This is a genomic window from Streptomyces sp. CC224B (assembly GCF_030010595.1).
GTDB lineage: Bacteria > Actinomycetota > Actinomycetes > Streptomycetales > Streptomycetaceae > Streptomyces > Streptomyces longispororuber.
In genome coordinates this window covers 1-24,767 of record NZ_JASCXL010000076.1, presented here as the reverse complement: position 1 = coordinate 24,767, position 24,767 = coordinate 1, and the positions used below count along the sequence as shown (strand labels likewise).

Here is a 24,767-nt window from a genome sequence, read left to right as displayed (position 1 = left end):
GGACGAGGCGTGCCCATGTCCCGCCCGGGCTCCACAAGGCCGCGGAGATCCCGGGTAGTTGAGCCGCATAGTGCCGGAAACCCGCTGCGTAAAGCCCTGCGGACCGGGAAATCATCACTTCGAGTGATTCCTTGGCCTAGGGTTGCGGCCAACAACCGTCGGTTGCCAGGCTGTTGCTGTCTGTCAACCTGATGGGAGTGGCCAGTGACTTTCGGTGAGCAGCCGGCGTATCTGCGCGTCGCGGGTGATCTCCGCAAGAAGATCGTCGACGGTTCGCTGCCTCCGCACACCAGGCTGCCCTCGCAGGCCAGGATCCGCGAGGAGTACGGCGTCTCCGACACGGTCGCGCTGGAGGCCCGCAAGGTCCTGATGGCCGAGGGGCTGGTCGAGGGCCGCTCCGGCTCCGGCACCTACGTGCGCGAGCGCCCCGTCCCGCGCCGCATCGCGCGCACGGGGTTCCGCGGCCCCGGCGCCTCCTCGCCCTTCCGCCAGGAGCAGGCCGCCGACGGCGCCCGCGGCACCTGGGAGTCCCGCAGCGAGCAGGCCGAGGCGAGCGGCGCGGTCGCCGAGCGGCTCGGCATCCGCGTCGGCGACCGCGTGATGTGCACCAAGTACGTCTTCCGCGACGCGGGCGAGGCCATGATGCTCTCCACCTCCTGGGAGCCCCTCGCCGTCACCGGCCGCACGCCCGTCATGCTCCCCGAGGAGGGCCCCCTCGGCGGCTGCGGCGTCGTCGACCGCATGGCCGCCATCGACGTGGTCGTGGACAACGTGGCCGAGGAGGTCGGCGCCCGCCCCGGCCTCGCCGAGGAGCTCCTCGCCCTCGGCGGCGTGCCCGGCCACGTCGTCCTCGTCGTGCAGCGCACGTACTACGCCTCCGGCCGCCCCGTCGAGACCGCCGACATCGTCGTGCCCGCCGACCGGTACCGGGTCGCGTACCACCTGCCCGTCCGCTGAGCCCCGGCGTGCGGCCCGGGCCGGGCGCCGCCGGATTCTGGCCGTTCTCGCGACCGGATCCGGCGGTCCGCGCGAGGGCGGTGCCGACCGCCCCGACCGCGCGGGGCGGCGGGGCGCACAACGGCGGGGCGGTTGTGTCAACAGCGGGTAAAGGGAGGGGAGTTACCGTCCGTCGCGGCCGGTCATGGTCGTGAAAGGGGGCGCATCCGAACGGGTGCGCCCCCTTCGTGCTGGCCGATTGCGTATCTCTTTGTGCAAAGTCGTATCCGCTGCGTAAAGGTCGGGCGTAAGCTCGGGCATATGCGGATTGCGGTTTCCTTACTGATCGAGGCGTGGGGCGCGCCCGGGGCGGGGAGCGGAGGGACGGCATGAACGACGGGACGGTCGTACTGCCCTGGCTCGTGATACGGCAGGACGACAACGGCAACCGCTACCGCGTCGGCAGGTACGCGACCAAGGCCGAGGCGCAGAAGATCGCCGACCGTCTCGACGACCGCGGACCCAAGCGGCTGTACTGGGTGGAGCGGCTGAACCAGAACGGCGGGCGCTGACGGCCCGGGCGTAGGCTCCGGCCATGGCTGAGCGGATCATGGTGGTGGGCGCCGCCCTGTACGACGACGCGGGGCGCCTGCTCGCCGCGCGTCGCAGCGCGCCCGTGGACCTCGCCGGGGGCTGGGAGCTGCCCGGCGGCAAGGTGGAGCCCGGTGAACGGGACGAGGACGCGCTGGCGCGCGAGCTGAAGGAGGAGCTGGGCGTCGACGCGGAGGCCGTGGCGCGCGTCCCCGGTGAGTTCCCCCTCGGCCGCGGCTACGTCATGCGCGTCTGGCGGGCCCGGCTGCTCGCCGGTGAGCCCCGGCCGCTCCAGGACCACGACGCGCTGCGCTGGCTGGAGCCGGACGCGGTGTGGTCGGTGCCGTGGCTGGCCGCGGACGTGCCCGCGGTCCGCGCCCTGGGCGCACCGCCGGCCTGACCGCCGCGGAGCCCTGGCCCGCCGCCTCGCGGACGGCGCCTGCGCGGCTCGGTACACCGCCTTACCCCCGCCACCCGGCGCGCCGCTCCGCTGAGCCGTGCCCCCGGGTCGGCCGGGCCCGCCGTCTCGCGGGTTACGCGGAGCCGCGCGGGGGCCGGAACGGGCGGGGGCGCGCGAGGTTCGTCAAGGGGGAGTACCCGCGCTGCGTACGCCGTTCGTGCCACAGTGCCCCCCTGAGCACGGTAATCCCACCGGGATATCGGGTATGTGCCCATTAACCCCATGAAACCGGACATGAATCCGTCGCTCGGCTGGGAAGTGATCGGCGTGCTCGACACCGAAGGCGACTGCGCCGAGTGGGACTTTCCCGCGGACCCCGGCGCGGTGCGCACCGCCCGCGCCGTGGTCCGGCGCCAGCTCGGCGAGTGGGGTCTCGCCCCCCTGGGCGACGTGGCCGTCCTGCTGGTCAGCGAGCTGGTGACCAACTCCCTGCGGTACACGTCGGGCCCCATCGTCGTCCGGCTCGTCCGCCCCGCGGGCCCGTTCGGCGTCCTGCTCGTGGAGGTCTCCGACCCGGTGCCCGACCCGCCGCGCGAGCGCGTCGCGGCGCCCGACGACGAGGGCGGCCGCGGCATCCAGCTCGTCGCGCGGTCGTCCAGCCGCTGGGGCACGCGCCCGGGGCGTACGGGGGCCGCGGGGAAGACGGTGTGGTTCGAGCTGGCGCTGCCTGGTTAGGAGACAGGGAGCGTCGGTACGTAGTACAAGTGCGCGGGCCGAGCACAAGGTGGTCACGGGCCAAAAAGCGGTGAGACCGTGCTGTGATCGTGAACGGCGTGTGGGGCGGCACCGTAGTGCTGGATACTGCGGGCAGCCACATCCGGTGACCGGTGCCGGACGCGGTGAGCTGGAGGGGACGGTTCGCGTGAGCGAGATACCAGCGAAGGCGACGGGTTCGACGCGGCCGACGGCGTGGACGGGGCAGACATCCCCGTCGGCGACCGGAAGGCCGGGCGGGACCGCGGCGCCGGGGGCCGCCTCCCCGCACACGGCGTACGCGCCCGCCGCCCCGCCCGCCGTGGACGCGGCCGTCCTGGACGCGGCCGCCGCCCCGCCGCCCGTCCTCACCGCCGACGGCGCCTACGCCGCGCGCCTCACGCACGCCGACGGCTCCTGGTACCCCGAGCGCTGGACGCTCGACTCCCCGGAGCCGTACGCCGTGCCGCTGCCCGGGCACCAGCCCGAGGAGCCCGGCACGGAGGTGCTGCCGATGGCCGACGGGCGCGTCCTGGTGCACCGGCGCGCGGCGGGCCGGCACCTCTTCGCGCTGCTCTACCCCACCGGGCCCGGCACCGGCGAGGTGGCGCTCGGCGGCGTGGAGTGCGCGGGCGCGGAGCTGACGCTGCTGCCGCCCGCGCCCCGCGGCGGCCACGCGTACGCCCTCGCGGCGGGCGACCGCTCGACGGCGGTGTGGCTCGTCGCGGGCGGCTCGTTCGGCCCGGAGCACCTCGCGGAGGTCCCCGGCCGCTGCTCGGGCGGCGTCTGGCTCGACCGGACGAACCGCATGCTGGCGCTGGACCGGGAGCTCGACGGCGTGACCAAGACGGTGGCGGTGGACCTGGAGCGCGGCGGCGAGGTGACGCCGCTGCTGCAGATCGCCGCCGCCAGCGACGACCGGCTGCTGCTCGCCGACGCCGACAGCGGGCTGCTCCTGATCCGCTCGGACGCGCCGGGCGAACCGCGGCTCGGCTGGGGCGTGTTGGGCAGTACGCACCCGGTGCGGTTCCCCGAGTGCCTGCGCCTGCCGGGCCACCGGGCGACGCCGTTCGCCATCCAGCCCGGTCAGGTCCTCACCCCGGAGGCCTGCGCGGTCGCCTTGCGCCTCGACGCCGCCGCCCCCGGGTCTCGTCCCGCGCTGTGCGCCTGGCGCCCGGCCGACCGGCGGGTGCACCCGCTCACCGCGCCGGAGGGCTGGCCGGCCGGCGTCGGCCACTGGACGCCGGAGGGCGTCCTGCGCCTGCCCTACACCACCCGGGCGGTGCCCTGCGGGGTCGCGCGGGTCGAGGTGCCGGGCACGGGTGCCGCGGGCCCCGCCGGAACCGGTCGCGCCGAGCCCCAACCCCCCGCCGGGGAAGGGGATCCAGGCCCTCCGGACGGGCTCGGAGGACGGGGCGGCACCCCCCGGGCCGCTCGTCCCGTGCCCTTGCAGCAGGCACCCCTGGGAGGCCGTGCGACGGGCCGTTAGACTCGCCCGCCGATACGAACGATCTTTCACACGGGGTGAGTTTCATGACGACCGACACGACCACCGGCACAGCACCCGAGTCCCTGCGCACGGCGATACACACCGACGGGCACACCGAGGCGCACGCCCAGGGGTACACCCAGGGATACGCCCACGGGTACGCCGAGGCCGGACCGGCCACCGGGCACGGCCGTCACCGGGGTCCCGTCGCGGCGCACGACGAAGAGGGCGCGCCGCGCGGCAGGCACCGCAAGGCGCCCTCCGAGAGCTGAGCCGACGTACGGCGAGGGCCGGGTCGGCACCCCCGACCCGGCCCAAACACCTCGCGGACCTGGGGAGTTGCCGAACCGGCAACAAGGTTCGCCCGCGGCCCGGGGGGCGCCGCATGATCGTGGTGACCACCCCGGGCAGCCCTTGGAGGTTCCATGCGTCAGGTGTCACAGGACCAGGTACCGCAGCACCAGGTGCCGCAGCAGGACGGCACGCATCCCAAGGAGCCGCGCGACGGCCGTGACGGCCGCGTCCACCGCCTGGTGTCCTCACCGGCCGGGCGCACCCACGTGGTCGAGCAGGGCAGCGGACCGCTGGTCCTGCTCGTGCACGGCTTCCCGGAGTCCTGGTACTCCTGGCGCCACCAGCTCCCCGCCCTGGCCGCCGCCGGCTACCGCGCCGTGGCCCTCGACGTGCGGGGCTACGGCCGCTCCGCCAAGCCCGCGGCCCCGGACGCGTACCGGCTGCTCGACCTGGTGGCGGACAACGCCGCCGTCGTGGAGGAGCTGGGCGAGACCTCCGCGGTGGTCGTCGGCCACGACTGGGGCGCGACGATCGCCGCGACCTCCGCGCTGCTGCGGCCCGACGTGTTCCGCGCGGTCGGGCTGCTCAGCGTGCCGTACACGCCGCCCGGCGGGCCGCGGCCCAGCGAGGTGTTCGCGGGGATGGGCGGCGACGAGGAGTTCTACGTCTCCTACTTCCAGGAGCCGGGCCGCGCCGAGGCCGAGATCGAGCCGGACGTGCGCGGCTGGCTCGCCGGTTTCTACGCCGCGTTCTCCGCCGACACCATGCCCGGGCCCGACGCGCCGGACCCGCACTTCGTCAGCCCCGGCAAGACCCTGCGCGAGCGCTTCCCGGCCGGTCCGCCGCCCGCCTGGCTCGGCGCGGACGACCTCGACGTGTACGCGGGGGAGTTCGAGCGCACCGGCCTGACCGGGGCGCTGAACCGCTACCGGAACATGGACCGGGACTGGGAGGACCTCGCCGGGTACGCGGGCGCGCCGGTCACCCAGCCGTCACTGTTCGTCGGCGGCGGCCGGGACGCCTCCACCACCTGGCTGGCCGACGCCATCGCGGCGTACCCGACGACGCTGCCGGGCCTGCGCGGCTCGCACATCCTGGACGGCTGCGGGCACTGGCTCCAGCAGGAGCGGCCCGAGGACACCAACCGGCTGCTCGTGGAGTGGCTGCGCGAGCTGGACGGGTAGGCCCGCGCCGCCCCCGCCGTCGGCCCGCTCCCGCTACTCCCGCTTCAGCGCCAGGACGTCCGCCGCCGCGAAGGTCTCCCCCTCCGGACGCCCCGCGAAGTACGGCGTCAGCGCCCCGTCCAGCTCCGCCGCGGTGAACGCCCCGTCGGCCGCGCGGAACACGGCGGCCACCCGGGGCCGCTCCATGACGGCCACGATCCCGCCGTGCACCACGAGGAGCTGCCCGGTGACGCGTCCCGCCGCGGGCGAGGCCAGGTAGCCGACGAGCGGCGCCACGTGCTCGGGCGCCAGCGGGTCGAGCCCGCCCTCGCCCGGCTCGGCGTACCCGGCGAACACGTCGGCCGTCATCCGGGTGCGCGCCCGGGGGCAGATGGCGTTGGCGGTCACGCCGTACCTGGCCAGGGCGAGGGCCGTGGACGTGGTGAGGCCGACGACACCGCCCTTGGCGGCGGCGTAGTTGGGCTGCCCGGCGGACCCGGCGAGGAACGCCTCCGACGAGGTGTTCACGATCCGGCCGTACACGGGCCCGCCCGCCGCCTTGGAGCGCTCGCGCCAGTGGGCGGAGGCGAACCGGATGGTGTTGAAGTGGCCCTTGAGGTGCACGCGGACCACCGCGTCCCACTCCTCCTCGGACATCGAGAAGACCATCCGGTCCCGGAGGATGCCCGCGTTGTTGACCAGGACGTCGAGCTTGCCGTACGTGTCGACGGCCAGCTCCACCAGCTCGCGCGCCTGTTGGTGGTCGGCCACGTCCCCGGTGTGCGCGACGGCCTTGCCGCCCGCGGCGCGGATCGCGGCGGCGGCCTCCTCGGCGGGCTCGGCGGACGCCGCACCGGTGCCGTCCCGGCCCGGCTGCCCGTAGTCGTTGACGACGACGGCCGCCCCGAGCCGCGCGAGCTCCACGGCCTCGGCCCGGCCGAGCCCGCGGCCCGCGCCGGTGACGACGGCGGACAGCCCTTCCAGTGGCCTCTGCACGAGCAACCCCCACAGGTCGTGTCGGTCCCGGTCAGATCTCCACGCAGGTCCGCAGCGCCGCGCCCGTGCGCATCTGCTCCAGGGCCTCGTTGATCTCGGCGAGCCGCACCCGGTGCGTGATCATGCCGGCGAGGTCGACGCGGCCCGCGCGCCACAGCGCGACGGCCCGCTCGTAGGAGCGCAGCACGTCGCCGCCGCCGTACAGCGAGGGCAGGATGCGCTTCTCGTCGAAGAACAGCTCGAACATGTTGAACCGCACGTGGTCGTCCACGGCGCCCGCGCCCACCACGCACAGGGTGCCGCCGCGCCGGGTGGCCTCGTACGCCGCGCGGGTCGTCGCCGACGTGCCGACGACCTCGAAGACGTAGTCGAAGCCCTCCCCCGCCGTGGCGCGCTGCACCGCGTCCGTCAGCGCGTCGGGGGCGACCGCCTCGCTCGCGCCGAACCGCAGGGCCGCATCGCGCCGCGACTCCACCGGGTCCACGGCCACGATGTGCGCGGCGCCCTTGAGCCGCGCGCCCTGCAGGACCGCGATGCCGACGCCGCCGCAGCCGATGACCGCGACGGACGAACCGGCGGCCACGTCCGCGGTGTTGAGGGCCGCGCCGAGCCCGGTGGTGACGCCGCAGCCGATGAGGGCGGCGATGTCGAAGGGCACGTCGTCGGGGATCGGCACCGCGCAGGCCGCGTCGACGACGACCTCCTCGGTGAAGGTGCCGGTGCCCGCGAAGCCGAAGACGTCGCCTCCCGGGCGCTTGAAGTTGGGCGTGCCGGCGTTCATGAACCCGGCCAGGCACAGCTCGGTCTGCCCGCGCCGGCACGCCGCGCACGTCCCGCACGCCGGGAGCCAGCACACCAGGACCCGGTCGCCCTGCCGGACGTTCGTGACGCCGTCGCCGACGTCGACGACCTCGCCCGCGCCCTCGTGCCCGGGGACGAACGGCGCGGGCTGCGGCAGCACCCCGTTCATCGCGGACACGTCGGAGTGGCACAGGCCGGAGGCCCGCACGCGGATCCTCACCCTGCCCGGGCCGAAGCCCACCGCCTCGACGTCGTCGAGCACGTCGAGCTTGTCCTGGCCCGTCTCGTGCAGTACGGCTGCGCGCATGCGTGCGGCTCCTTCCACCACGGGGGTGCCTGGCGTCCGTTGTGCACCCTGCCTCAGGTGCGGGTGTGCTCCACGACGGTGTCGGTGAGGACCTGCGCGCCGTCCCGCTCCACCGCCGTGACCCGCGCCAGGACCCGGCCCGGCTCCTCCCACATGCCGATGCGCAGGGTCTCGCCGGGGTAGGCGACCCCCGCGAAGCGCGTACGGCAGGCGCGCACCCGTGCCACCTCGCCGCCGAGCACGGTGTCCACGACGGCCTTGAGGGTCATCCCGTACGAGCACAGGCCGTGCAGGATGGGCCGGTCGAAGCCCGCGAGCTTGGCGAAGTCGGGGTCGGCGTGCAGCGGGTTCCAGTCGCCGGACAGGCGGTAGAGCAGCGCCTGGTCGCCGCGGACGGGCCGGTCGACGCTCCGGTCGGCGGGGCGCCCGGGGTCGGCGGAGCGCGCCGAGGGGCCGCGCTCGCCGCCGAACCCGCCCTCGCCGCGGACGTAGAGCTGGGCCTCGCTCGTCCACAGCGGCCCGTCGTCGTCGGCCGCGTCGGCGCGCAGCACGATGACGGCCGCCTTGCCCTTGTCGTGGATCGCGGCGACCTTCGACGTCAGGGTCGCCGTGCCCGCCATGGGGATCGGGCGGTGCGGCTCGACGGACTGGCCGCCGTGCAGGACGGCGGCCAGGTCCACGTCGATGCCGGGTGCGGACAGGCCGCCCATGGCGCCCATGCCGCCGCCCGCGACGGTCGCGAAGCTGGGCAGCACGTGCAGCCGGGACTCCAGCGTGTAGCGCAGCTCGTCCGGATCGGTGGCGGGGTCGGGTTTGTCGGGGTTCGCGCCGGCGCCGAGGCCGAGGTGGTAGAGCTGGACGTCCTTGTGGCCCCAGGTGATCGTGGCGCTGTGGGGTTCGGCGGCCAGGGCCCTGGCGGCGTCGATGGGCATGGAGGGCGGCTCCTTGGCGTCGGGAGGGGACCCCGGTGCGACCGTCCGCACCGTCGGCCGCACCGAGGTCGCGACGGGGCCGGACGGAGCCGTTCTAGAACGCGTTCCACTCCGGCGCTCCATGTATAGCCCAGCGCCCCGGAGTTGGGAAGGGGCCCTGACGCTTCGTCAGCACGGGTTCGGCGAGGCCACCGCTGCCCGCACCCATGACATTTGTCCTGGCCAGGACGGTACGGACGTGACTTACGCGCCCCGCCCGCGGTTCCGTACTGTCGACGGGCACAGTGAGGAACCGGATGAACCGGGGGGACCGGGTGAACCGGGGGGAACCGGGTGAACCGGGGGAACGGAGAGCACGACATGTCCTGGACACGCGGCGTCAGCCGCCGGTTGCGCGAGTGGCGCGCCGCCCGCGCCGCGTGGCGCGCCGAGTGGCCGGAGCGGAAGGCCGCCTGGCGGGAGTGCCGGCGGGCCGACCGCGAGGACCCGCTGCTCACGCCGGGCCCGCCCAACGGCTTCGCGCTGCTGCCGTGGCTGCTCATGGGCCTGGGCGCGTTCTCCCACCTGCTCCAGGGCAGGACCGCCAACCCGTGGATCGCCTCGGCGGCCCTGCTCGCCTTCAACTCGCTGTACGTCGCGATCGCGTTCCGCGCGTTCGACAGGGCCAAGCGGGAGGCGCGCTCCACGCTCGCCGCGCTGGGGGCGCTGGGCCTGCTGGCCGTGGGGCTCGCGGCGGGGTACGGCGGGAGCTGGCTGATGTTCCTGCCGCTGTTCGGCCTCGCCGTCGGGGCCGTGGTGCGGGGCCGCCGCCTCGGCCCGGTGAGCCTGGCCCTGAGCACGCTCGCGGGCGCGGTCGCCGGGATCAGGGACGGCTGGGACGGGCTCAACATCGCGTACGGCACGTTCCTGTCGACGATGGTGACGGCGGCGATCCTGTCGCTCTCGGAGGCGGTGCGGGACCTGCGGGCCGCCCGCGAGGAGCTGGCGCGGCGGGCGGTGGCGGAGGAGCGGCTGCGCTTCTCCCGGGACCTGCACGACCTGCTCGGCCACACGCTGTCGGTGGTCGTGGTGAAGTCGGAGGCCGCGCGCCGCCTCGCCCCGCGCGACCTGGACGCGGCCCTGGGGCAGATCGCGGACATCGAGACCGTGGGCCGGCAGGCGCTCACGGAGATCCGCGAGGCCGTGACCGGCTACCGCGAGGCGTCGCTCGCCGCGGAGCTCGACCGCGCGCGGGACCTGCTCGACGCCGCCGGCGTCGAGACCGCCGTGCGCCAGTCGGGGCCGCCGCTCGACCCGCGCCCGGCGGCGCTGCTCGGCTGGGTGGTGCGCGAGGCCGTCACCAACGTCGTACGGCACGCGCGGGCGGCCCGGTGCACGATCGAGGTCACCGGCACCGCCGAACAGACCCGCCTGGTGATCACCGACGACGGCCGCGGCGTAGGCTCGACCCCGCCCGGCAGCGGGCTGAAGGGCCTGGCCGAGCGGATCGCGGCGGCGGGCGGCTCCCTGGAGTCGGGCCCGGGGCCGCGCGGCGGCTTCCGGGTGACGGCGGTGGTGCCGTCCGAGGGGAGCGAGGCCACGGGGACCGGCCCGGGCCGCGCCGCGGAGCACAGCGGATGAGCGTCGGAGGACACAGCGGATGACCGTCGAGGAGGACACCGGATGTCCGTCGGGAAGCGCACCGGATGACCGTCGAGGCACGCCGGACGGCCGGCGAGGAGCACGCCGGATGACCGTCGGGGAGCGCACCGCATGATCAGGGTCCTGCTCGCCGAGGACCAGGGCATGATGCGTGGCGCGCTGGCGCTGCTGCTCGGCATGGAGGAGGACATCGAGGTCGTCGCGCAGGTGGGGGCCGGTGACGAGATCGTGGCCGCCGCCCTGACCGCGCGGCCGGACGTGGCGCTGCTCGACATCGAGCTGCCGGGCCGCAGCGGCCTGGAGGCGGCGGCGGAGCTGCGCGCGGAGTGCCCGGACTGCCGGGTCCTGATCCTCACCACGTTCGGGCGCCCCGGCTATCTGCGCCGGGCCATGGAGGCGGGCGCGGCGGGCTTCCTGGTCAAGGACGGCCCGGTGGAGGAGCTGGCCGAGGCGGTGCGGCGGGTGCTGCGCGGCGAGACGGTCGTCGACCCCGCGCTCGCGGCGGCCGCCCTCGGCGCGGGCCCCAACCCGCTCACACCGCGCGAGGCGGAGGCGCTGCGGGCGGCGACGGACGGGGCGACGGTCGCCGACATCGCGGCGGCGCTGCACCTGTCGGAGTCGACCGTACGGAACTACCTGTCGGCGGCCATCGGGAAGACGGGCACGCGGAACCGGATGGAGGCGGCCCGCGAGGCGCGGCGGCAGGGCTGGCTGTAGCGCGCCGCGCCCCGGCCGGAGCCCGGGCTCAGTCCCGTGCCGCGCGCGGCATCCACAGCAGGACCACCGCCACCGCCGCCCCCAGGAAACCCGCTCCCCACAGGAACGCCTCCGCGTACCCCTCGGCGAGCGCCGCCGAGCCGGGGCGGTCCCCCGTGCGGGCCGCGGCGACCGTCGACAGGACCGCGAGGCCCAGCGAACCGCCCATGGTGCGGGAGGTGTTGATCAGCCCGGCGACCAGGCCCGCGTCGCCGGGGGCGGCGCCGCTGGTGGCGAGGGAGGCGAGCGGGGTGGCCGCGAGCCCGGCGCCCAGCATCATCAGGATGCCCGGCAGCATGATGGACGTGACGTACGCGCCGTCCGCGTCGAGGACCCGCCACTGCCAGGCGTACCCGGTGGCGGCCACCAGGACGCCGAGGACCGTGACCGTGCGCGCCTCCACGACCCGCATCAGCCGGGGCGCCGCCTTGGAGCCGACGACGACGCTGACGGAGCTGGGGATGAGCGCGAGCCCGGCCTCCAGGGGCGTGTAGCCGAGGACGTTCTGCGCGTACAGAGTCATGAAGAACCACATGGCGAACATGCCCATGCCGCACACGAACATGGTGGCGTTGGCGGCCGACACGGACCGTACGCGGAACAGCCCGAGGGGCATGAGCGGCGCCTTGGCGCGCGCCTCGACGCCGAGGAAGACACCGATCAGGGCGAGCCCGGCCGCGAGGGGCACGAGGGTCGCCGCGGCCGTCCAGCCCTCGACCTCGGTCTGCACGATGCCGTACGCGAGGGTGGCGATGCCCGCGGTGACGAGCACGGCCCCGGGCACGTCGAGCCGCCGGTCGCCGCCCGCCCGGCTCTCGCTGATCCAGCGCAGCGCGGCGGCGAGGACCAGGACGCCGACGGGCACGTTGACCAGCAGCACCCAGCGCCAGGACAGGCCGTCGGTCAGGACGCCGCCGACGAGCCCGCCCGCGGCGCCGCCCCCGGCCCCGACGGCCGACCACGTGGCGATGGCCCGCACCCGCGCGGGGCCCTCCGGCACGGCGGCCGTGAGGATGGTCAGCGTGGAGGGGGCGAGCACGGCGGCGCCCAGGCCCTGCACCGCCCGCGCGGCCAGGAGCTGCCAGCCCTCCTGCGCGAGGCCGCCCGCGAGCGAGGCCAGCGTGAACAGGCCGAGCCCCACCAGGAACATCCGCTTGCGCCCGAAGAGGTCCCCCGCCCGCCCGCCGAGCAGCATGAACCCGGCGAACGCGATGGAGTACGCGTTGACGACCCACTGGAGCCCCGTGGCGCTGAGGCCCAGGTCCGCCCGCATGGACGGCAGGGCCACGTTCACGACGGACACGTCGAGGACGACGAGGAACTGTCCGGCGCAGGCGGCGGCCACGACGAGCCAGGTGGGCGCGGTGCCGCGCCGGGATATCGGGGTGTCGACGGGGGTCTGCAGCATGGGCTCCATGCTGGCAGGCGATCCATGCCCCGTACATCGGTAAAAAGCGGGCAGGTTGCGGGGCCGAGGTCCTAGGCCGAAGGTCACATCCGCGCCGCGCCGACGCGAGCCGCACACCCTGGCCGCCGCCGACGGCCCGCCCTTCAGCAAGCCCGCCCCGAGACCCCGCGGGGCGTGCCGCGCGCACCCCACCGCGGCCCCGCCGCAGGCGATGCCCACCGCAGCCCTGCCGCGGGCGACCCTCACCGCGAACCCCGCCCCCAGCCCTGCCGCAGGCGACCCCACAGCAAACCCCGCCGCAGGCAACCCGCTCCCCCGCCCCCGGTCAACAAGAAGTCAAGACTTCGCCTGGTTCGACAGGCGTCGGAATAGTCGCCCCGGGAGACAGGTTCATCCTGCACGTACCGGCGGGCGCCCCGGTGTCCGCCGGCCCGGTCACGTCCGTCACCTCTTCGTCCCGGAGGCCCTTCTTCCATGTCCCACGCGACGGCCCACCCCCGCGCAGCCCGCGGTGTCGTCCCCGTCCTCGCCTTCGCCGGCATCGTCGTCGCCGTCATGCAGACGCTGCTCGTCCCCGTCATCAAGGACCTGCCCGCGCTGCTGCGCACGACGCCGTCCAACGCCACCTGGGTGATGACCTCGACGCTCCTCGCGGGGGCCGTCGCCACACCGATCATGGGCCGGCTCGGCGACCTCCACGGCAAGCGCCGGATGCTGCTCACCAGCCTCGCCGTCATGGTCGTCGGATCGCTGGTCTGCGCGCTCACCGACGACCTCGTCGTCATGATCGCCGGCCGGGCGCTGCAGGGGTTCGCGATGGGCGCCATCCCGCTGGGCATCGGCCTGATGCGTGACGAGCTGCCGCGCGAGCGGCTCGGCTCGGCGATGGCGCTGATGAGCTCCTCCATCGGCGTCGGGGGCGGCCTCGCGATGCCCGCCGCCGCGCTCGTCGCCCAGCACGCCGACTGGCACGCCCTGTTCTTCGGCGCCGCGGGCCTCGGCGTCCTGGCGATGCTGCTGATCGTCCTGGCCGTGCCGGAGAGCCCGCTGCGGGCCCGGGGCACCTTCGACGTGCTCGGCGCGCTCGGCCTCTCCGCGGGCCTCGTCCTCTTCCTGCTGCCCATCACCAAGGGCAGTGACTGGGGCTGGGGTTCGGGCCTGACGCTCGGCCTCTTCGCCGCCTCGGCCGCGGTGTTCGCGCTGTGGGGCGTCTACGAACTGCGCGCCGCGGCCCCGCTGGTGGACCTGCGCACCACCGCCCGGCGCGAGGTGCTGCTCACCAACCTCGCCTCGATCATGGTCGGTGTCGCCTTCTACGCCATCTCGCTGGTCCTGCCGCAGCTCCTCCAACTGCCCACCGCCACCGGCTACGGCCTCGGCCAGTCCATGGTGGTGGCGGGCCTGTGCGTGGCGCCGCTCGGCCTGACCATGATGGTCACGGCGCCCCTCTACGCGCGGCTCTCGGCGGCGTACGGGCCGAAGGTCACGCTCATCCTGGGGCTGCTCGTCATCGCCGTCGGCTACGGCGCGGGCATCGGCCTGATGAGCGCCGCCTGGCAGACCGTCGTCATCGCGGTCGTGGTCGGCGCGGGCATCGGCCTCGCCTACTCCTCGCTGCCCGCGCTCATCATCGGCGCCGTCGACCCGTCCGAGACGGGCGCGGCCAACGGCCTCAACACCCTGATGCGGTCCATCGGCACGTCGGTGTCCAGCGCCGTCATCGGCATGGTGCTCGCCAACACCGCCGACCACGTCGGCCCCGTCGCCGTGCCCACCATGGAGGGCTTCCGCGCCTCCTTCCTCATCGCCACCGGCGCGGTCGCGATCGGCCTGGTGCTCGCGCTGTTCCTGCCCGGCGCCCGGCGGACCGCGGCCGGGCAGCACACGCGACTGCGCGCCAGCAGCGAGGAGGACGCCGCGCTCGCCCGGGCCACCGAGGCGCTCACCGGCGGCTTCCGGGGCCGGGTCCTGTCCCGCGCCGGGGAGCCGGTCGCCCGCGCCAAGGTCACCCTCATCGACCCGCACGGCCGCCAGGCGGGCGCCGCGCTCACCGACGCAGAGGGGCGCTACGCCCTCGCGGCCCCGGCCGACGGCGCGTACGTGCTCGCGGCGACCGCCGCCGGGCACGCGCCGGGCGCCACGTCGGCGGCGTACCGGGGCGAGGGCGGGCCGGTGGAGGTCGACCTGGCGCTGCCCGGCGACCGCGAGATCCTGGCCTGAGGCGGGGCGCGGGGCCCGTGTACGTTCCGTACGTACGTCACCGCGTACGGACGGACCGTCCACCGGTACGTACGGACACCACCGGCGCGAGGACCCGTACGCGCCCCGCACAGCAGGAGGAACCATGGCCGCCGCCGCGCGCACCCCGCAGGGACCTGAGCCGGAGGTCCTCGCCGCGTTCGAGGCGGCCAAGGGGTTCATGCCCCGGCACGAGGGGCTCGCGCTGTACGCGGCCGCCCGCGAGGCGGCCGGCCTCGGCCTGCCCCTGCTGGAGATCGGCACCTACTGCGGGCGCTCCACGCTGCTGCTCGCCGACGCCGCCCGCGCGGGCGGTGTGAGTGTGATCACGGTCGACCACCACCGGGGCAGCGAGGAGCAGCAGCCGGGCTGGGACTACCACGACCCGGAGACGGTGGACCCCGAAGTCGGCCGCATGGACACGCTGCCGGCCTTCCGGCGGACGCTGCACCGGGCGGGCCTGGAGGAGTACGTGATCGCGGTGGTCGGCCGCTCCCCGCAGGTGGCGCGGGTCTGGAACAGCCCGCTCGGCCTGGTCTTCGTCGACGGCGGGCACACGGACGAGCACGCCACCGCCGACTACGAGGGGTGGGCGCCGCACGTGGCCGAGGGCGGCCTGCTCGTCATCCACGACGTGTTCCCCGACCCGGTGGACGAGTGGACGGGCCAGGCGCCGTACCGCGTCTACCTCCGGGCCCTGGAATCCGGGGAGTTCACCGAGGTCTCGGTCACGGACTCCCTTCGCGTCCTGCGCCGAACCGGTGTGGCCGGGTCCGGCCGCGGATAGGCTCGCCCCGTGTCGTACGTAGGTCCGGACAGCCAGCCGCCCCGCCCGCCCCGCCGCTTCCGCGGCGGCCGGGCGCTCGCGGTCTCCCTCGCCGTACTCGCGCCCGCGACGCTCGCGGGCTATCTCGTCCACGACGCAACGGACGGGACGGACGACGGGAAAGCCGCGAGAACGCTGCCGCCGTCCCCCAGCCGCTCGGACCGGAACGCGCCGTCGAAGCCGACCGCGAAGGACCCGTCGGAATCCCCCGCGCCGCCCGGCCGGACGCCGGAGAAACCGGACACGGAATCCGGCGAACCGGGCGGAAAACCCGACGGCAAGGGTTCGTCGGCGGGCCGCCCCGCGCCCTCCGGTCCGCTCAGGGGCAAGGTCGTGGTGATCGACCCGGGCCACAACTCGGGAAACTTCCGGCACACCGCGGAAATCAACCGGCAGGTGGACATCGGCACGCATTCCAAGGAGTGCGACACCACCGGCACATCCACCGACAACGGATATACCGAGGCCCAGTTCACCCTGGACCTCGCCCACCGGCTGCGGGACGCCCTGCACCGCGAGGGCGCCACGGTCCGCCTCACCCACGACGGGGACCGGCCCTTCGGCCCCTGCGTCGACGAACGCGCCCGCATCGGCAACGCGGCCCGTGCCGACGCGGTCGTCTCCCTGCACGCCGACGGCTCGGGCGTGGGCAACCGCGGCTTCCACGTCATCCTGCCCGCGAAGGTCCGCGGCGGCGCCGCCGACACGTCGGGCATCGTCGGCCCCTCCCGCGACCTCGGCGAACGCGTGGCGGGCTCGTTCCTCGCGGCGACCGGGAGCGCCCCCTCCAACTACGTAGGCGGCGGCACCGGCCTGGACGTCCGCGGCGACCTCGGCGGCCTCAACCTCTCCAAGGTGCCCAAGGTCTTCATCGAGTGCGGCAACATGCGCGACCCCAAGGACGAGGCGTTGCTCACGAGCGGAACCTGGCGCCAGAAGGCGGCCCGCGGCATTTCCGACGGAATCACGAGTTTTCTGCGCCGGTGAAAGCGCGCGGTCTTTATGGGTCCGTTGCCGTCCCGTCACGGGACGGCAACCGGGAGATCTTCACTGGGTGACGATCTTTATCTCAAGCAGACACCCCGGCCGGACGGACGATAGTGTCCTCCGTACGATGAGGGGCCACCCCCGCGCTTCGCGCACCGCGACACAACCGCGACTACGGCGACAGCGACGCCTCTAACGACGAGACGACTGACGAAGGACCTGAAGTGAATTTCCGCTCCCTCACTCGAGGCGACGGCGTGGTGATCGGAGCAGCGGTGTTGCTCTTCATCGCCTCGTTCCTCGACACCTTTGACGGCGATGGCGACAAGAACCCCACCGCCTGGGACAACGGCAACCTTCTGATGAGCGTGTACCTGGCCGGCATCATCGGTGCCGCGCTCATCGTGCTGGGCCGCGCCATGGGTCCGGGTCGCAAGGTGGCGGGCCTGGACCTCCCGACGTTCGGCACCGGCTTCGCCGTCGCCGCCGCGTGGAGCTCGATCGGTGCGATGTTCGACACCGACCAGTCCTACAACGTCCTCTTCGAAGGTTCCGGCCCCTTCGGTGGCCGCGCCGAGGCCCCCGACGCCGGTGCCGGTCTCATCCTGGGCCTGATCGCCGCCCTGCTCCTCGCAGCCGCCGCCATCGCCGCGCAGGCCGTGCCCGCCCTGAAGGCTCCGCTCGCCGGCGGCCCGAAGTCGCCGACGCCGCCGCCCTACGGCGGCCAGCCCTCCGGTGGTTACGGCTACCCGGGCGCCCCGGCGCAGCCGTACGGCGCGCAGCCGGGGCAGCCGCAGCAGCCGTCGTTCGGCGGGCAGCCGCAGGGTGGCGGGGCCACGCCGCCGCCGGCCGCCGCGCAGGCGCAGCCCGCGGCGGACTTCTCGCCGTTCTGGTTCGCCGTGCCGGTGCCGCGCCCGCTGTACCCGGAGGACGGCTCGCCCACCCCGATCGCCGAGCTGGCGCCGGGCACCTGGTACCTGGCCGTCGAGCAGCGCGGCCAGAGCCTGGTGGCGCAGACGCAGGACGGCCGCCGCGGCGTCCTGCAGGACACGACCGGGATCCAGCGCGGCTGACCCGGAGTTCCGCCTCACCACCTCAGCGGCCCCTCGCCCTTCCGGGCGGGGGGCCGCCGGCGTACAGTCCCGGGGAGACCGGCACCTGACGGGTCGTCAGTCATCGGGAGGCGTCATGCGGCTCGGGCTCGCGCTCGGGTACTGGGGCCGCGGCCCCGGCTCCGGGCACCTCGCGCTCGCCCAGGAGGCGGAGCGGCTCGGCTACGCCTCGGTGTGGACGGCCGAGGCCTGGGGCTCGGACGCGTTCACGCCGCTGACCTGGATCGCCGCGCACACCTCGCGCATCCGGCTGGGCACCGCCGTGGCGCAGATGGCCGCCCGCTCCCCCACCACCACCGCCATGCACGCCCTGACCCTGGACCACCTCTGTGGCGGCCGGTTCCTCCTCGGGCTCGGCCTCTCGGGGCCGCAGGTGGTGGAGGGCTGGTACGGCAGGCCGTTCCCGAGGTCGCCGCTGACCGCGACGCGCGAGTACGTGGACGTCGTACGGCAGGTGCTGCGGCGGGAGGCGCCGGTCACGCTCGACGGGCGGTTCCACCCGCTGCCGTACGCGGGGGACGACGGGACCGGGCTCGGCAGGCCGCTCAAGCCCATCACGCACCCCCTGCGCGCCGACCTGCCGGTGCTGCTCGGCGCCGAGGGGCCGAAGAACGTCGCGCAGACGACGCGGATCGCGGACGGCTGGCTGCCGCTGTACTGGTCGCCGACGCGCCCGGACGCCTACGGGACCGCGCTCACCGCCCTGCCCGACGGCTTCCTCGTCGCCCCGCTGGTCCGCGCCCAGGTCTGCGACGACGTCACCGAGGGCCTGGCGCCCGTGAAGGCCATGCTCGGCTTCTACATCGGCGGCATGGGGCACGCGTCCCGCAACTTCCACGCCGACCTGATGGCACGCATGGGGTACGCGGACGAGGCCCGCCGCATCCAGGAGCTGTTCCGCGCGGGGCGGCGCGAGGAGGCTGTGGCTGCCGTGCCGGACGCCTTCGCCGACGAGATCTCCCTGGTCGGGCCGCGGGAGCGGATCGCCGAGCGGCTGGAGCCGTGGCGCGCGGGGCCGGTCACGGACCTGCTCGTCCTGACGTCGGACCCGCGCACGCTGCGCGTCCTCGCGGACCTCGTCGCGTAGCCGCCCGCCGCGGTTCAGCGGAAGATCGCCACCGGGTCCACCGTCAGCTCGCCCGCCTCGCGGTTCCAGGTGCGCACCTTGCCCAGGCAGCGCGCCTGGAACTCGCCGCTGAAGTAGTCCTCCTCGTGGAACTCCCCGCGGATGCCGTCCCCGACGCAGGTGATCTTGACGTGGGCCGGCGGGGAGCCGTCGCCGTACCGGGCGCGCAGCACCACGTCGCCGCCGTTCAGGCCGCGCGCCGTGAAGCGCCCGGTGACCGACACGAACTCCGCCATCACCGCGCTGAGCGGCACCCGGTCGTCGCCGCTGTCGCGCAGGGCGTCCGCGAGGGCGCGGTTGGGGGTGAGCACGCCGGTGGTGAGGTCGGCGTGCACGACGGCGTCCTCGCGCCGCATGGTGTCCATCAGCAGCCCTATCACCGTGATGGGCGTGTTCTGCTGCACGTACGTCGTGAACCGCTCCTTGGTGACGTCCCGGCCCGCCTTGCCGCCCACGCCGCCGGTGACCTTCGCCCACAGGCCGACGCCGGAGGTCACGTTCGTGCGGTCGGCGACCTCCTGCTCCAGGGCCGCCGAGAACCCGCCGGTCTGGTAGAGGTCCATGACCCGCTGCTCGTGCAGGTAGAAGCACATGCCGTGGAAGGTGCGCCGGCGCCGTCCCGGGCGCCGCCGCCGGGGCAGCCCGAGCCGCAGGAGCACGTACCGCAGGAGCACCCCGCAACAGGCCGCCGTCGCCAGCCACACGACCATCCACGGCCACCACAGGTCCCACCACTGACTGTCAACGACACCCACGGATCTCCTTGAAGGCCTGGGAGAGGGAGGAGGAGCCCGCGTCCACGACGCGGCCGCCGGTCGCGTCGGCGGCGCGCCGCAGCTCCCGCCCGTCGGCCTCTCCGAAGGGGACGGGGAAGGTCGGCACGTCCCGCGCGCCGGCCGCGAGCCCCGCGTACCGCCGGACGAACTCCCCGTAGGACATGCCGGTGTTGCTCTCGCCGTCCGTCATCAGCACGATCGACAGGGGCCCTTGGTCCCCGTCGCGCACGGTGTCCGCGGCGAGGCGGTACCCGTGGTCGAGGGCCGACCAGACGGCGGTGTCCGGGGCGAAGCCGCCGCCCGCCACGACGTCGTTCAGCCGCCGCAGGTCGCCGGCGCCGCGCACGGTCACGGTCCGCTGCTCCAGGACCCGGCCCGCGAACCGTACGACGGTGATCCGCTCGCCCCGGTAGAACCGCGCGAACTTGCCCGCCGCCGACGGGTCCGCCCCGCTCAGGCCCCGGAACGCCGCCCGCAGGTCCGCCATCCGCGCGCCCCGCATGGACGGCGAGAAGTCGAGCAGGAAGACCACGTGGTCCCCGGCGCGGCGCCGCCCGGGGTCGCCGTAGTTGTCCATCAGCCGCCGCACGACGGCCAGTTGGTCGGGGTAGGAGAGCGCGTTGCCGATGGGGGCGCGCAGCGCCGGGGGGCGCGGGACGTCCGCGCCGACCGGCCGCCGCCACGTCGCCCGCGCCAGCCGCTCCTGTACGTCGTCGCGCCGCAGCCAGTCCACCACCTCGCGGTACGGCTTGTGCCGCGCGGGGTCGAGAAGCAGCAGCGGGAAGTCCGACAGGACCATGCCGTCCGCCGGGTGCACGATCGTCAGGGGCGCCTTCAGCTTCCCCCGGGCGTTGAGCGCGAGCAGCTCCGCCTCGTGCGCGATGAGCGCGTCGGCGGCGCCCTGACGGCGTACGTAGGTGTCGATCAGCTCCCGGGAACTGGCGCCGGTGAGCGTCTGCCCCGACCGGAACCCGCGCAGCCGGTCGCAGGAGACGTCCTTGCGGCGCAGCGCGCCGCCCGTGCCCGCGGCGGCCGTGGCCACGCCGACCAGCGCCGCCCGGCCGGTGTCGCTGCGCCGCGGGTCGGGCATGCCGAACCGCACGGTGCCCTCGGCGGCGGCATCGGCGATGTCCGCCCAGGTCAGCGGCTTGCCCGTGGTGATCCGGCGGGCCGCGTCGGGGGTGAGGCCGACGACGACGGGCGAGCGCATGATGGCGGTGGACTCGGGCACCCGGCGCCGCTCCTCGCGCAGCCGCAGCAGGTACGAGCGGTCGGATGCGGGCCAGGCGAGGTCGTAGGAGCCCGGCGGGGCGTCCAGGTCAGCGGTGGCCGTGAAGTCCACGTCGAGGGTGACGCCGGTGTCCTCCTCCAGGTCCCGCAACAGGGGCTTGATGTCGGCGAGTTCGGGGCTGGCGAGCACGCGCAGGGTGCGCTGCTCCTTGCCCTCCGAGCAGGCGGCGAGGGTGGCGGCGAGGATCACCAGGCACGCGGCGAGCGCGCGGCGCCTCACGAGGTGCCGCCCTTCCCGGCGGGCGGGCAGCTGCCGACGTGGTTGATGATCCGCTCCAGGGCGTCGAGGTCGGGCGCGTCGGCCTTGGTCTGGTCGGGGTTGGGGACGGGCACCTGCACGCGGTGGTCGCGCAGATAGGCGTTGAGCTGCTCGCTGGTGCCGTTCTCGCCGGAGAACCGCACCCGGAAGCCGAGTTCGATGGCGCGCTGCCGCAGCTCCTCGTCGGTCTCCATGAGGTCGATGAGCCGGTCCCCGTGCTCGCCGAGGGAGATGAGCTGCGGCTCGGTGAGGGCCTGCGGCGAGGGGTAGAGGAGCACGCGCCGGGTGTCCTGCCGCTGGTGCCGCTCGCGGTGCGCGACCTGGTGGGCGAGGAACTGGTGCTCGTAGATGAGGGAGACGGGCGCGATGGACTCGCCCTCGTCGGAGAAGTAGCTGTCGGCCTGCTCGTCGGCGGCCATGCCCTGGAGGTTGATGAGGGGCTTGACCTCGGCGGCGACGTCGAGCACGGGGTCGCCCGAGCCGGCGGCGGCCCCCTTGCGCCGCGGCTCCGTGCCCGGGGGCTGGTTCCCGTTCTTCACGAAGGCGAGGATGCTGAGGTAGGTCCCGGCGGCGTTGGACTCGCACACGCTGGACGTCCGTACGAGGACCCGGCCGCTGTTGCTGCGCTCGGACCGCTTCTCGTAGCCGATGCCGTTCCAGGTCTTGCGCCCCTCGATGAGGCGGAGGAACTTCCGCATGTCGAGGTCGTAGTAGAGGGTGTCCTCACCGCCCGTGACCTGCTGTGGACGCGCCACGCCCGCGGCCGCCAGGGTCTGCGCGTACTCCCGGAAGGTGCCGAGCACCAGCGGCGTCACGAACGGCCGGGCGGACCTCACGGTGCGTTCCTGCCGCTGCATGATCAGCCGTGCGGCGGGCTGGCCGGACGGGAAGGCGACGTCCATCCCGGCCAGCGACTGGGTGGCGATGCCCCGGGACCCAAGCCGGTGGATCTCCACCCGGATGCCGTGCTTGAGCAGCAGCCGCCGCACCTCGGGGTCCTTGAAGAAGTCGGACTTCGACGCCATCTTCCCGTCGATCGTGGTGATCCTCTCGAACGGCCGCAGCGCGTTGCCGGACACCAGCAGGGCGAGCAGTCCGGCGAGGGCGAGGGGCAGGGCGGCGAGGACGTGGCGGGGCGGCCGGCGGCGGCGCGGCGCGGCGGGCCGCCGGGTGGCCAGGCGGGGCTCTTCGACGGACGGCGGTCTGGCGTGTTCGGGCACCGGGCGCTCCTGCGGTGGGCGGGCCCAGGATCCTCGGGCAGCGAGCGGAACTCCGGCCCATGGAGGCGCTAACTCCGCGTGAACCGCGGGCTAATGACGTGCCGTCAGGCGCTGGGGCGCGCGCCGGGTGGAGCGGGCGCGGCGCCCGCCGGGCGGCCCCGGCCGCCGGCTCGCAGGTTTCGGCCACCGTTCACCCGGTACTCGTACCCCATGTCCCCCGTACGCGCCCGACGCAGCAGCGAAGCAGCCAAGGTCGTCGTCGTCATCGCGGACGTCATGGCCTTCATCCTCGTCCTGTGGATCCTCATGGACCTGCTGGACGCCAACCGCGCCAACGACCTCGTCCAGCTCGTGCGCGACGTCGCCCGCTGGCTGGCGGGCTGGTCGCACGACCTGTTCACGTTCGACGCGCGGTGGGCCCGCGTGGTCGCCGGCTACGGTCTCGCGGCCGTCGTCTACCTGGCCGCGGGCCACTTCCTCGCCGGACGGCTGCGCAGGTACTGACGCCCGGCGCGGGCTACCCGCAGCAGTCGGGGTCCAGGCCCACCGGCAGGTCCGTGCCCGAGAACACCCGGCACGTCGCCTCGTCGCCGCCGAGCGCGGCCACCGCGAGCAGCAGCGCGCCCGCCGTCCACGTGGTCTGCTCCACGGGCCACACGGCCGCGTCGTCGTAGACGTACCCGGTCCAGTACAGGCCGGTCGCCTCGTCGCGCAGGTGCTGGATGGAGCGGAGGATGTCCACGGCGCGGTCGGACTCGCCGAGCGCCCACAGGGCGAGGGCGAGTTCGGCGCTCTCGCCGCCGGTGACCCAGGGGTTGGGGTCCACGCAGCGCACGCCGAGGCCGGGCACGACGAAGCGGTCCCAGGACTCCTTGATGCGGGCGGTGGCCTCGGGACCGGTCAGGGCTCCGCCGAGGACCGGGTAGTACCAGTCCATCGAGTAGCGGCCCTTGTCGAGGAACCGCTCGGGGTGGCTGCGGATCGCGTGCGCCAGGGCGCCGGTCGCCAGCTCCCAGTCCGGCTGCGGGTCCTCGCGCACCTCGGCGACGGCGAGGGCGCAGCGCAGGGCCTGGTGGATGGAGGAGGAGCCGGTCAGGAGCGCGTCCGTGACCGGGGTGCCGTCCGGCTCCCGCTTCCAGCCGATCTGGCCGCCGGGCCGCTGGAGCGCGAGCACGAACTCGACGGCCGCCACGACCACCGGCCACATGCGGTCGAGGAACACCTCGTCGCCGGTGGTCAGGTAGTGGTGCCAGACGCCGACGGCCACGTACGCGCAGAAGTTGGTCTCGCGGCCGCGGTCCGTGACGGCGTCCGGGTCGCCGTCGGCGTAGGCCGCGTACCAGGAGCCGTCCGCGTTCTGGTGCCGGGCGAGCCACTCGTAGGCGCGGGCGGCCGCCGCGTGCTCCCCGGCGGCGTCCAGGGCCATCGCGGCCTCAGTGTGGTCCCAGGGGTCCAGGTGGTGGCCGCGGAACCAGGGGATGGCGCCGTCCGGGCGCTGCGCGGCGAGGATGCCGCGGACCGTGGCCGCCGCCTGATCGGCCGTCAGGACACCGGGCAGGACGAGGTGTTCGGTGCGCTCGGGACTCGTCACGCCCCGGCCTTCGCGTCGGCGGGGGCACCGGCGGCGGCGCTCGGCAGGTGCGGCTTGGTCGCGTACGCCACGAAGCTCTTGCCGATGAGCGGGTTCAGGGCCCGCTCGGCGAGCTTGGTCGCGGCCGGCTTCTTCATGATGTCCCAGACGAGGAGCTTGTGGTACGCGCGCACCGGCAGCGCCTTGTCGTTGTCCACGCCGAACGCGCACTTCAGCCACCAGTACGGCGCGTGCAGCGCGTGCGCGTGGTGGGTGCCGTAGGGCTCGAGGCCCGCCTCACGCATCCGGCCGAGGAGCTCGTCGGCCTTGTAGATGCGGATGTGGCCGCCCTCGACCTCGTGGTACGCGTCGCTGAGCGTCCAGCACACCTTCTCGGGGCCGTAGCGCGGCACGGTCACCGCGATGCGGCCGCCCGGCTTGAGGACGCGCACCATCTCGGCGAGGACGCCCTTGTCGTCGGGGATGTGCTCCATCACCTCGGAGATGATCACGACGTCGAACGAGGCGTCGGGAAAGGGCAGGTTGAGCGCATCGCCCTCCATCGCGGTGGCCGTGGCGCCCGCCGGGGCCTCGCCCGCCTCCTTCATCGCCGCGAACCACTTGGCGACCTCGCGGATCTCCTCGCCGTTCCGGTCGAGCGCCACCACCTGGGCCCCGCGCCGGTAGCACTCGAAGGCGTGCCGGCCCGCGCCGCAGCCCAGGTCGAGGACGCGGTCCCCCGGGGCGAGCGGGAAGCGGGTGAAGTCGACGGTCAGCACGGGGTCCTGCTTTCGTGGTCGCGGGCCGGGGTGGGGGCGGCGGCGCTCGGGCCGGACGTCTCGGGGGCCGCGGCGCGGACGGGGCCGGGGGCGGCGGGGCCCGGCGCGGCGCGGCCC

Annotated in this window: 24 protein-coding genes; 15 read left to right on the top strand and 9 right to left on the bottom strand. The window is 74.8% G+C overall.

Annotated elements, in window-relative coordinates; all coding sequences use genetic code 11:
- Window positions 1-204: 204 nt before the first annotated feature.
- From QK440_RS27285 to QK440_RS27255, 7 genes are all read left to right on the top strand, one after another.
- Window positions 205-957 (top strand): GntR family transcriptional regulator, encoded by a 753-nt coding sequence (locus tag QK440_RS27285; RefSeq protein WP_282795884.1) that lies wholly within the window; start codon window positions 205-207, stop codon window positions 955-957.
- A 368-nt stretch (window positions 958-1,325) separates the two neighbouring features.
- Window positions 1,326-1,508, top strand: coding sequence for an SPOR domain-containing protein (locus QK440_RS27280; protein WP_282795883.1), 183 nt, complete (start codon window positions 1,326-1,328; stop codon window positions 1,506-1,508).
- Window positions 1,509-1,531: 23 nt separating this feature from the next.
- Window positions 1,532-1,927, top strand: a complete 396-nt coding sequence (locus QK440_RS27275) for a (deoxy)nucleoside triphosphate pyrophosphohydrolase (protein ID WP_282795882.1) — start codon at window positions 1,532-1,534, stop codon at window positions 1,925-1,927.
- Between the two features lie 282 nt (window positions 1,928-2,209).
- Window positions 2,210-2,662, top strand: a complete 453-nt coding sequence (locus QK440_RS27270) for an ATP-binding protein (RefSeq protein ID WP_282795881.1) — start codon at window positions 2,210-2,212, stop codon at window positions 2,660-2,662.
- 340 nt (window positions 2,663-3,002) lie between these two features.
- A complete protein-coding gene (locus QK440_RS27265) occupies window positions 3,003-4,169 on the top strand; it encodes a hypothetical protein (RefSeq protein ID WP_282795898.1) in 1,167 nt (388 codons plus the stop codon).
- A 44-nt stretch (window positions 4,170-4,213) separates the two neighbouring features.
- Window positions 4,214-4,441 (top strand): hypothetical protein, encoded by a 228-nt coding sequence (locus QK440_RS27260; protein WP_282795880.1) that lies wholly within the window; start codon window positions 4,214-4,216, stop codon window positions 4,439-4,441.
- Window positions 4,442-4,633: 192 nt separating this feature from the next.
- Window positions 4,634-5,647, top strand: a complete 1,014-nt coding sequence (locus tag QK440_RS27255; protein ID WP_282795897.1) for an alpha/beta hydrolase — start codon at window positions 4,634-4,636, stop codon at window positions 5,645-5,647.
- A 33-nt stretch (window positions 5,648-5,680) separates the two neighbouring features.
- Here the strand turns inward: QK440_RS27255 and QK440_RS27250 are convergent, their stop codons facing one another.
- Genes QK440_RS27250 through QK440_RS27240 form a run of 3 tightly spaced genes read right to left on the bottom strand, consistent with a single transcriptional unit; the run spans window position 5,681 to window position 8,662 of the window.
- A complete protein-coding gene (locus QK440_RS27250; protein ID WP_282795879.1) occupies window positions 5,681-6,628 on the bottom strand; it encodes a 3-oxoacyl-ACP reductase in 948 nt (315 codons plus the stop codon).
- Between the two features lie 25 nt (window positions 6,629-6,653).
- Window positions 6,654-7,730, bottom strand: a complete 1,077-nt coding sequence (locus QK440_RS27245; RefSeq protein WP_282795878.1) for a Zn-dependent alcohol dehydrogenase — start codon at window positions 7,728-7,730, stop codon at window positions 6,654-6,656.
- Window positions 7,731-7,783: 53 nt separating this feature from the next.
- Window positions 7,784-8,662, bottom strand: a complete 879-nt coding sequence (locus QK440_RS27240; protein ID WP_282795877.1) for a MaoC/PaaZ C-terminal domain-containing protein — start codon at window positions 8,660-8,662, stop codon at window positions 7,784-7,786.
- Between the two features lie 360 nt (window positions 8,663-9,022).
- Here QK440_RS27240 and QK440_RS27235 point away from each other — a divergent pair, with 360 nt between their 5' ends.
- Together QK440_RS27235 and QK440_RS27230 are read left to right on the top strand one after the other, a co-directional pair.
- Window positions 9,023-10,282 carry a sensor histidine kinase gene (locus tag QK440_RS27235; RefSeq protein WP_282795876.1) on the top strand — a complete coding sequence of 420 codons (1,260 nt, stop codon included), beginning with the start codon at window positions 9,023-9,025 and terminating at the stop codon, window positions 10,280-10,282.
- A 132-nt stretch (window positions 10,283-10,414) separates the two neighbouring features.
- Window positions 10,415-11,020 carry a response regulator transcription factor gene (locus tag QK440_RS27230; RefSeq protein WP_282795875.1) on the top strand — a complete coding sequence of 202 codons (606 nt, stop codon included), beginning with the start codon at window positions 10,415-10,417 and terminating at the stop codon, window positions 11,018-11,020.
- A 28-nt stretch (window positions 11,021-11,048) separates the two neighbouring features.
- Here the strand turns inward: QK440_RS27230 and QK440_RS27225 are convergent, their stop codons facing one another.
- A complete protein-coding gene (locus tag QK440_RS27225) occupies window positions 11,049-12,467 on the bottom strand; it encodes an MFS transporter (RefSeq protein ID WP_282795874.1) in 1,419 nt (472 codons plus the stop codon).
- Between the two features lie 474 nt (window positions 12,468-12,941).
- Between QK440_RS27225 and QK440_RS27220 the strand changes: the two genes are divergently transcribed.
- From QK440_RS27220 to QK440_RS27200, 5 genes are all read left to right on the top strand, one after another.
- On the top strand, window positions 12,942-14,687 hold the full coding sequence (locus QK440_RS27220) for an MFS transporter (RefSeq protein ID WP_282795873.1): 1,746 nt from the start codon (window positions 12,942-12,944) through the stop codon (window positions 14,685-14,687).
- 124 nt (window positions 14,688-14,811) lie between these two features.
- Complete coding sequence (locus QK440_RS27215) at window positions 14,812-15,492, top strand: class I SAM-dependent methyltransferase (protein WP_282795872.1); 681 nt, start codon at window positions 14,812-14,814, stop codon at window positions 15,490-15,492.
- Window positions 15,493-15,501: 9 nt separating this feature from the next.
- Window positions 15,502-16,518: an N-acetylmuramoyl-L-alanine amidase gene (locus QK440_RS27210; protein WP_282795871.1), complete on the top strand. Its 1,017-nt coding sequence runs from the start codon at window positions 15,502-15,504 to the stop codon at window positions 16,516-16,518.
- 224 nt (window positions 16,519-16,742) lie between these two features.
- On the top strand, window positions 16,743-17,591 hold the full coding sequence (locus QK440_RS27205; RefSeq protein WP_282795870.1) for a hypothetical protein: 849 nt from the start codon (window positions 16,743-16,745) through the stop codon (window positions 17,589-17,591).
- A gap of 115 nt (window positions 17,592-17,706) precedes the next feature.
- Window positions 17,707-18,717, top strand: a complete 1,011-nt coding sequence (locus QK440_RS27200; protein ID WP_282795869.1) for an LLM class F420-dependent oxidoreductase — start codon at window positions 17,707-17,709, stop codon at window positions 18,715-18,717.
- Window positions 18,718-18,731: 14 nt separating this feature from the next.
- On the opposite strand, the gene QK440_RS27195 is transcribed toward QK440_RS27200, so the two are convergent.
- The 3 genes from QK440_RS27195 to QK440_RS27185 are packed head-to-tail and all read right to left on the bottom strand — an operon-like array spanning window position 18,732 to window position 22,301.
- Window positions 18,732-19,511: a hypothetical protein gene (locus QK440_RS27195; protein ID WP_282795868.1), complete on the bottom strand. Its 780-nt coding sequence runs from the start codon at window positions 19,509-19,511 to the stop codon at window positions 18,732-18,734.
- Window positions 19,498-21,042 carry a VWA domain-containing protein gene (locus tag QK440_RS27190; RefSeq protein ID WP_282795867.1) on the bottom strand — a complete coding sequence of 515 codons (1,545 nt, stop codon included), beginning with the start codon at window positions 21,040-21,042 and terminating at the stop codon, window positions 19,498-19,500. The genes QK440_RS27195 and QK440_RS27190 overlap by 14 nt, the downstream gene beginning before the upstream one ends.
- Window positions 21,039-22,301 (bottom strand): hypothetical protein, encoded by a 1,263-nt coding sequence (locus tag QK440_RS27185; RefSeq protein ID WP_282795866.1) that lies wholly within the window; start codon window positions 22,299-22,301, stop codon window positions 21,039-21,041. The genes QK440_RS27190 and QK440_RS27185 overlap by 4 nt, the downstream gene beginning before the upstream one ends.
- 210 nt (window positions 22,302-22,511) lie before the next feature.
- On the opposite strand from QK440_RS27185, the gene QK440_RS27180 reads away from it, so the two are divergent.
- Entirely contained in the window at window positions 22,512-22,805 is a 294-nt protein-coding gene (locus tag QK440_RS27180; protein ID WP_282795865.1) for a hypothetical protein, read from the top strand.
- 13 nt (window positions 22,806-22,818) lie between these two features.
- Here QK440_RS27180 and QK440_RS27175 read toward each other — a convergent pair whose 3' ends face one another.
- Both QK440_RS27175 and QK440_RS27170 read right to left on the bottom strand, forming a co-directional pair.
- The gene (locus tag QK440_RS27175) at window positions 22,819-23,892 is read right to left on the bottom strand and encodes a prenyltransferase (protein WP_282795864.1); all 1,074 of its coding nucleotides are present in this window, start codon (window positions 23,890-23,892) and stop codon (window positions 22,819-22,821) included.
- Entirely contained in the window at window positions 23,889-24,650 is a 762-nt protein-coding gene (locus QK440_RS27170) for a class I SAM-dependent methyltransferase (protein ID WP_282795863.1), read from the bottom strand. Before QK440_RS27170 ends, QK440_RS27175 begins: the two co-directional genes overlap by 4 nt.
- Between the last annotated feature and the right edge of the window lie 117 nt (window positions 24,651-24,767).

What these genes read in the sequence shown, in the direction of transcription:
- QK440_RS27280 (WP_282795883.1), top strand. Translation starts at nt 1,326, where the DNA reads ATGAACGACGGGACGGTCGTACTGCCCTGGCTCGTGATACGGCAGGAC.
- QK440_RS27275 (WP_282795882.1), top strand. Translation starts at nt 1,532, where the DNA reads ATGGCTGAGCGGATCATGGTGGTGGGCGCCGCCCTGTACGACGACGCG.
- QK440_RS27270 (WP_282795881.1), top strand. Translation starts at nt 2,210, where the DNA reads ATGAAACCGGACATGAATCCGTCGCTCGGCTGGGAAGTGATCGGCGTG.
- QK440_RS27260 (WP_282795880.1), top strand. Translation starts at nt 4,214, where the DNA reads ATGACGACCGACACGACCACCGGCACAGCACCCGAGTCCCTGCGCACG.
- QK440_RS27245 (WP_282795878.1), bottom strand. Translation starts at nt 7,730, where the DNA reads ATGCGCGCAGCCGTACTGCACGAGACGGGCCAGGACAAGCTCGACGTG.
- QK440_RS27240 (WP_282795877.1), bottom strand. Translation starts at nt 8,662, where the DNA reads ATGCCCATCGACGCCGCCAGGGCCCTGGCCGCCGAACCCCACAGCGCC.
- QK440_RS27235 (WP_282795876.1), top strand. Translation starts at nt 9,023, where the DNA reads ATGTCCTGGACACGCGGCGTCAGCCGCCGGTTGCGCGAGTGGCGCGCC.
- QK440_RS27230 (WP_282795875.1), top strand. Translation starts at nt 10,415, where the DNA reads ATGATCAGGGTCCTGCTCGCCGAGGACCAGGGCATGATGCGTGGCGCG.
- QK440_RS27225 (WP_282795874.1), bottom strand. Translation starts at nt 12,467, where the DNA reads ATGCTGCAGACCCCCGTCGACACCCCGATATCCCGGCGCGGCACCGCG.
- QK440_RS27220 (WP_282795873.1), top strand. Translation starts at nt 12,942, where the DNA reads ATGTCCCACGCGACGGCCCACCCCCGCGCAGCCCGCGGTGTCGTCCCC.
- QK440_RS27215 (WP_282795872.1), top strand. Translation starts at nt 14,812, where the DNA reads ATGGCCGCCGCCGCGCGCACCCCGCAGGGACCTGAGCCGGAGGTCCTC.
- QK440_RS27200 (WP_282795869.1), top strand. Translation starts at nt 17,707, where the DNA reads ATGCGGCTCGGGCTCGCGCTCGGGTACTGGGGCCGCGGCCCCGGCTCC.
- QK440_RS27180 (WP_282795865.1), top strand. Translation starts at nt 22,512, where the DNA reads ATGTCCCCCGTACGCGCCCGACGCAGCAGCGAAGCAGCCAAGGTCGTC.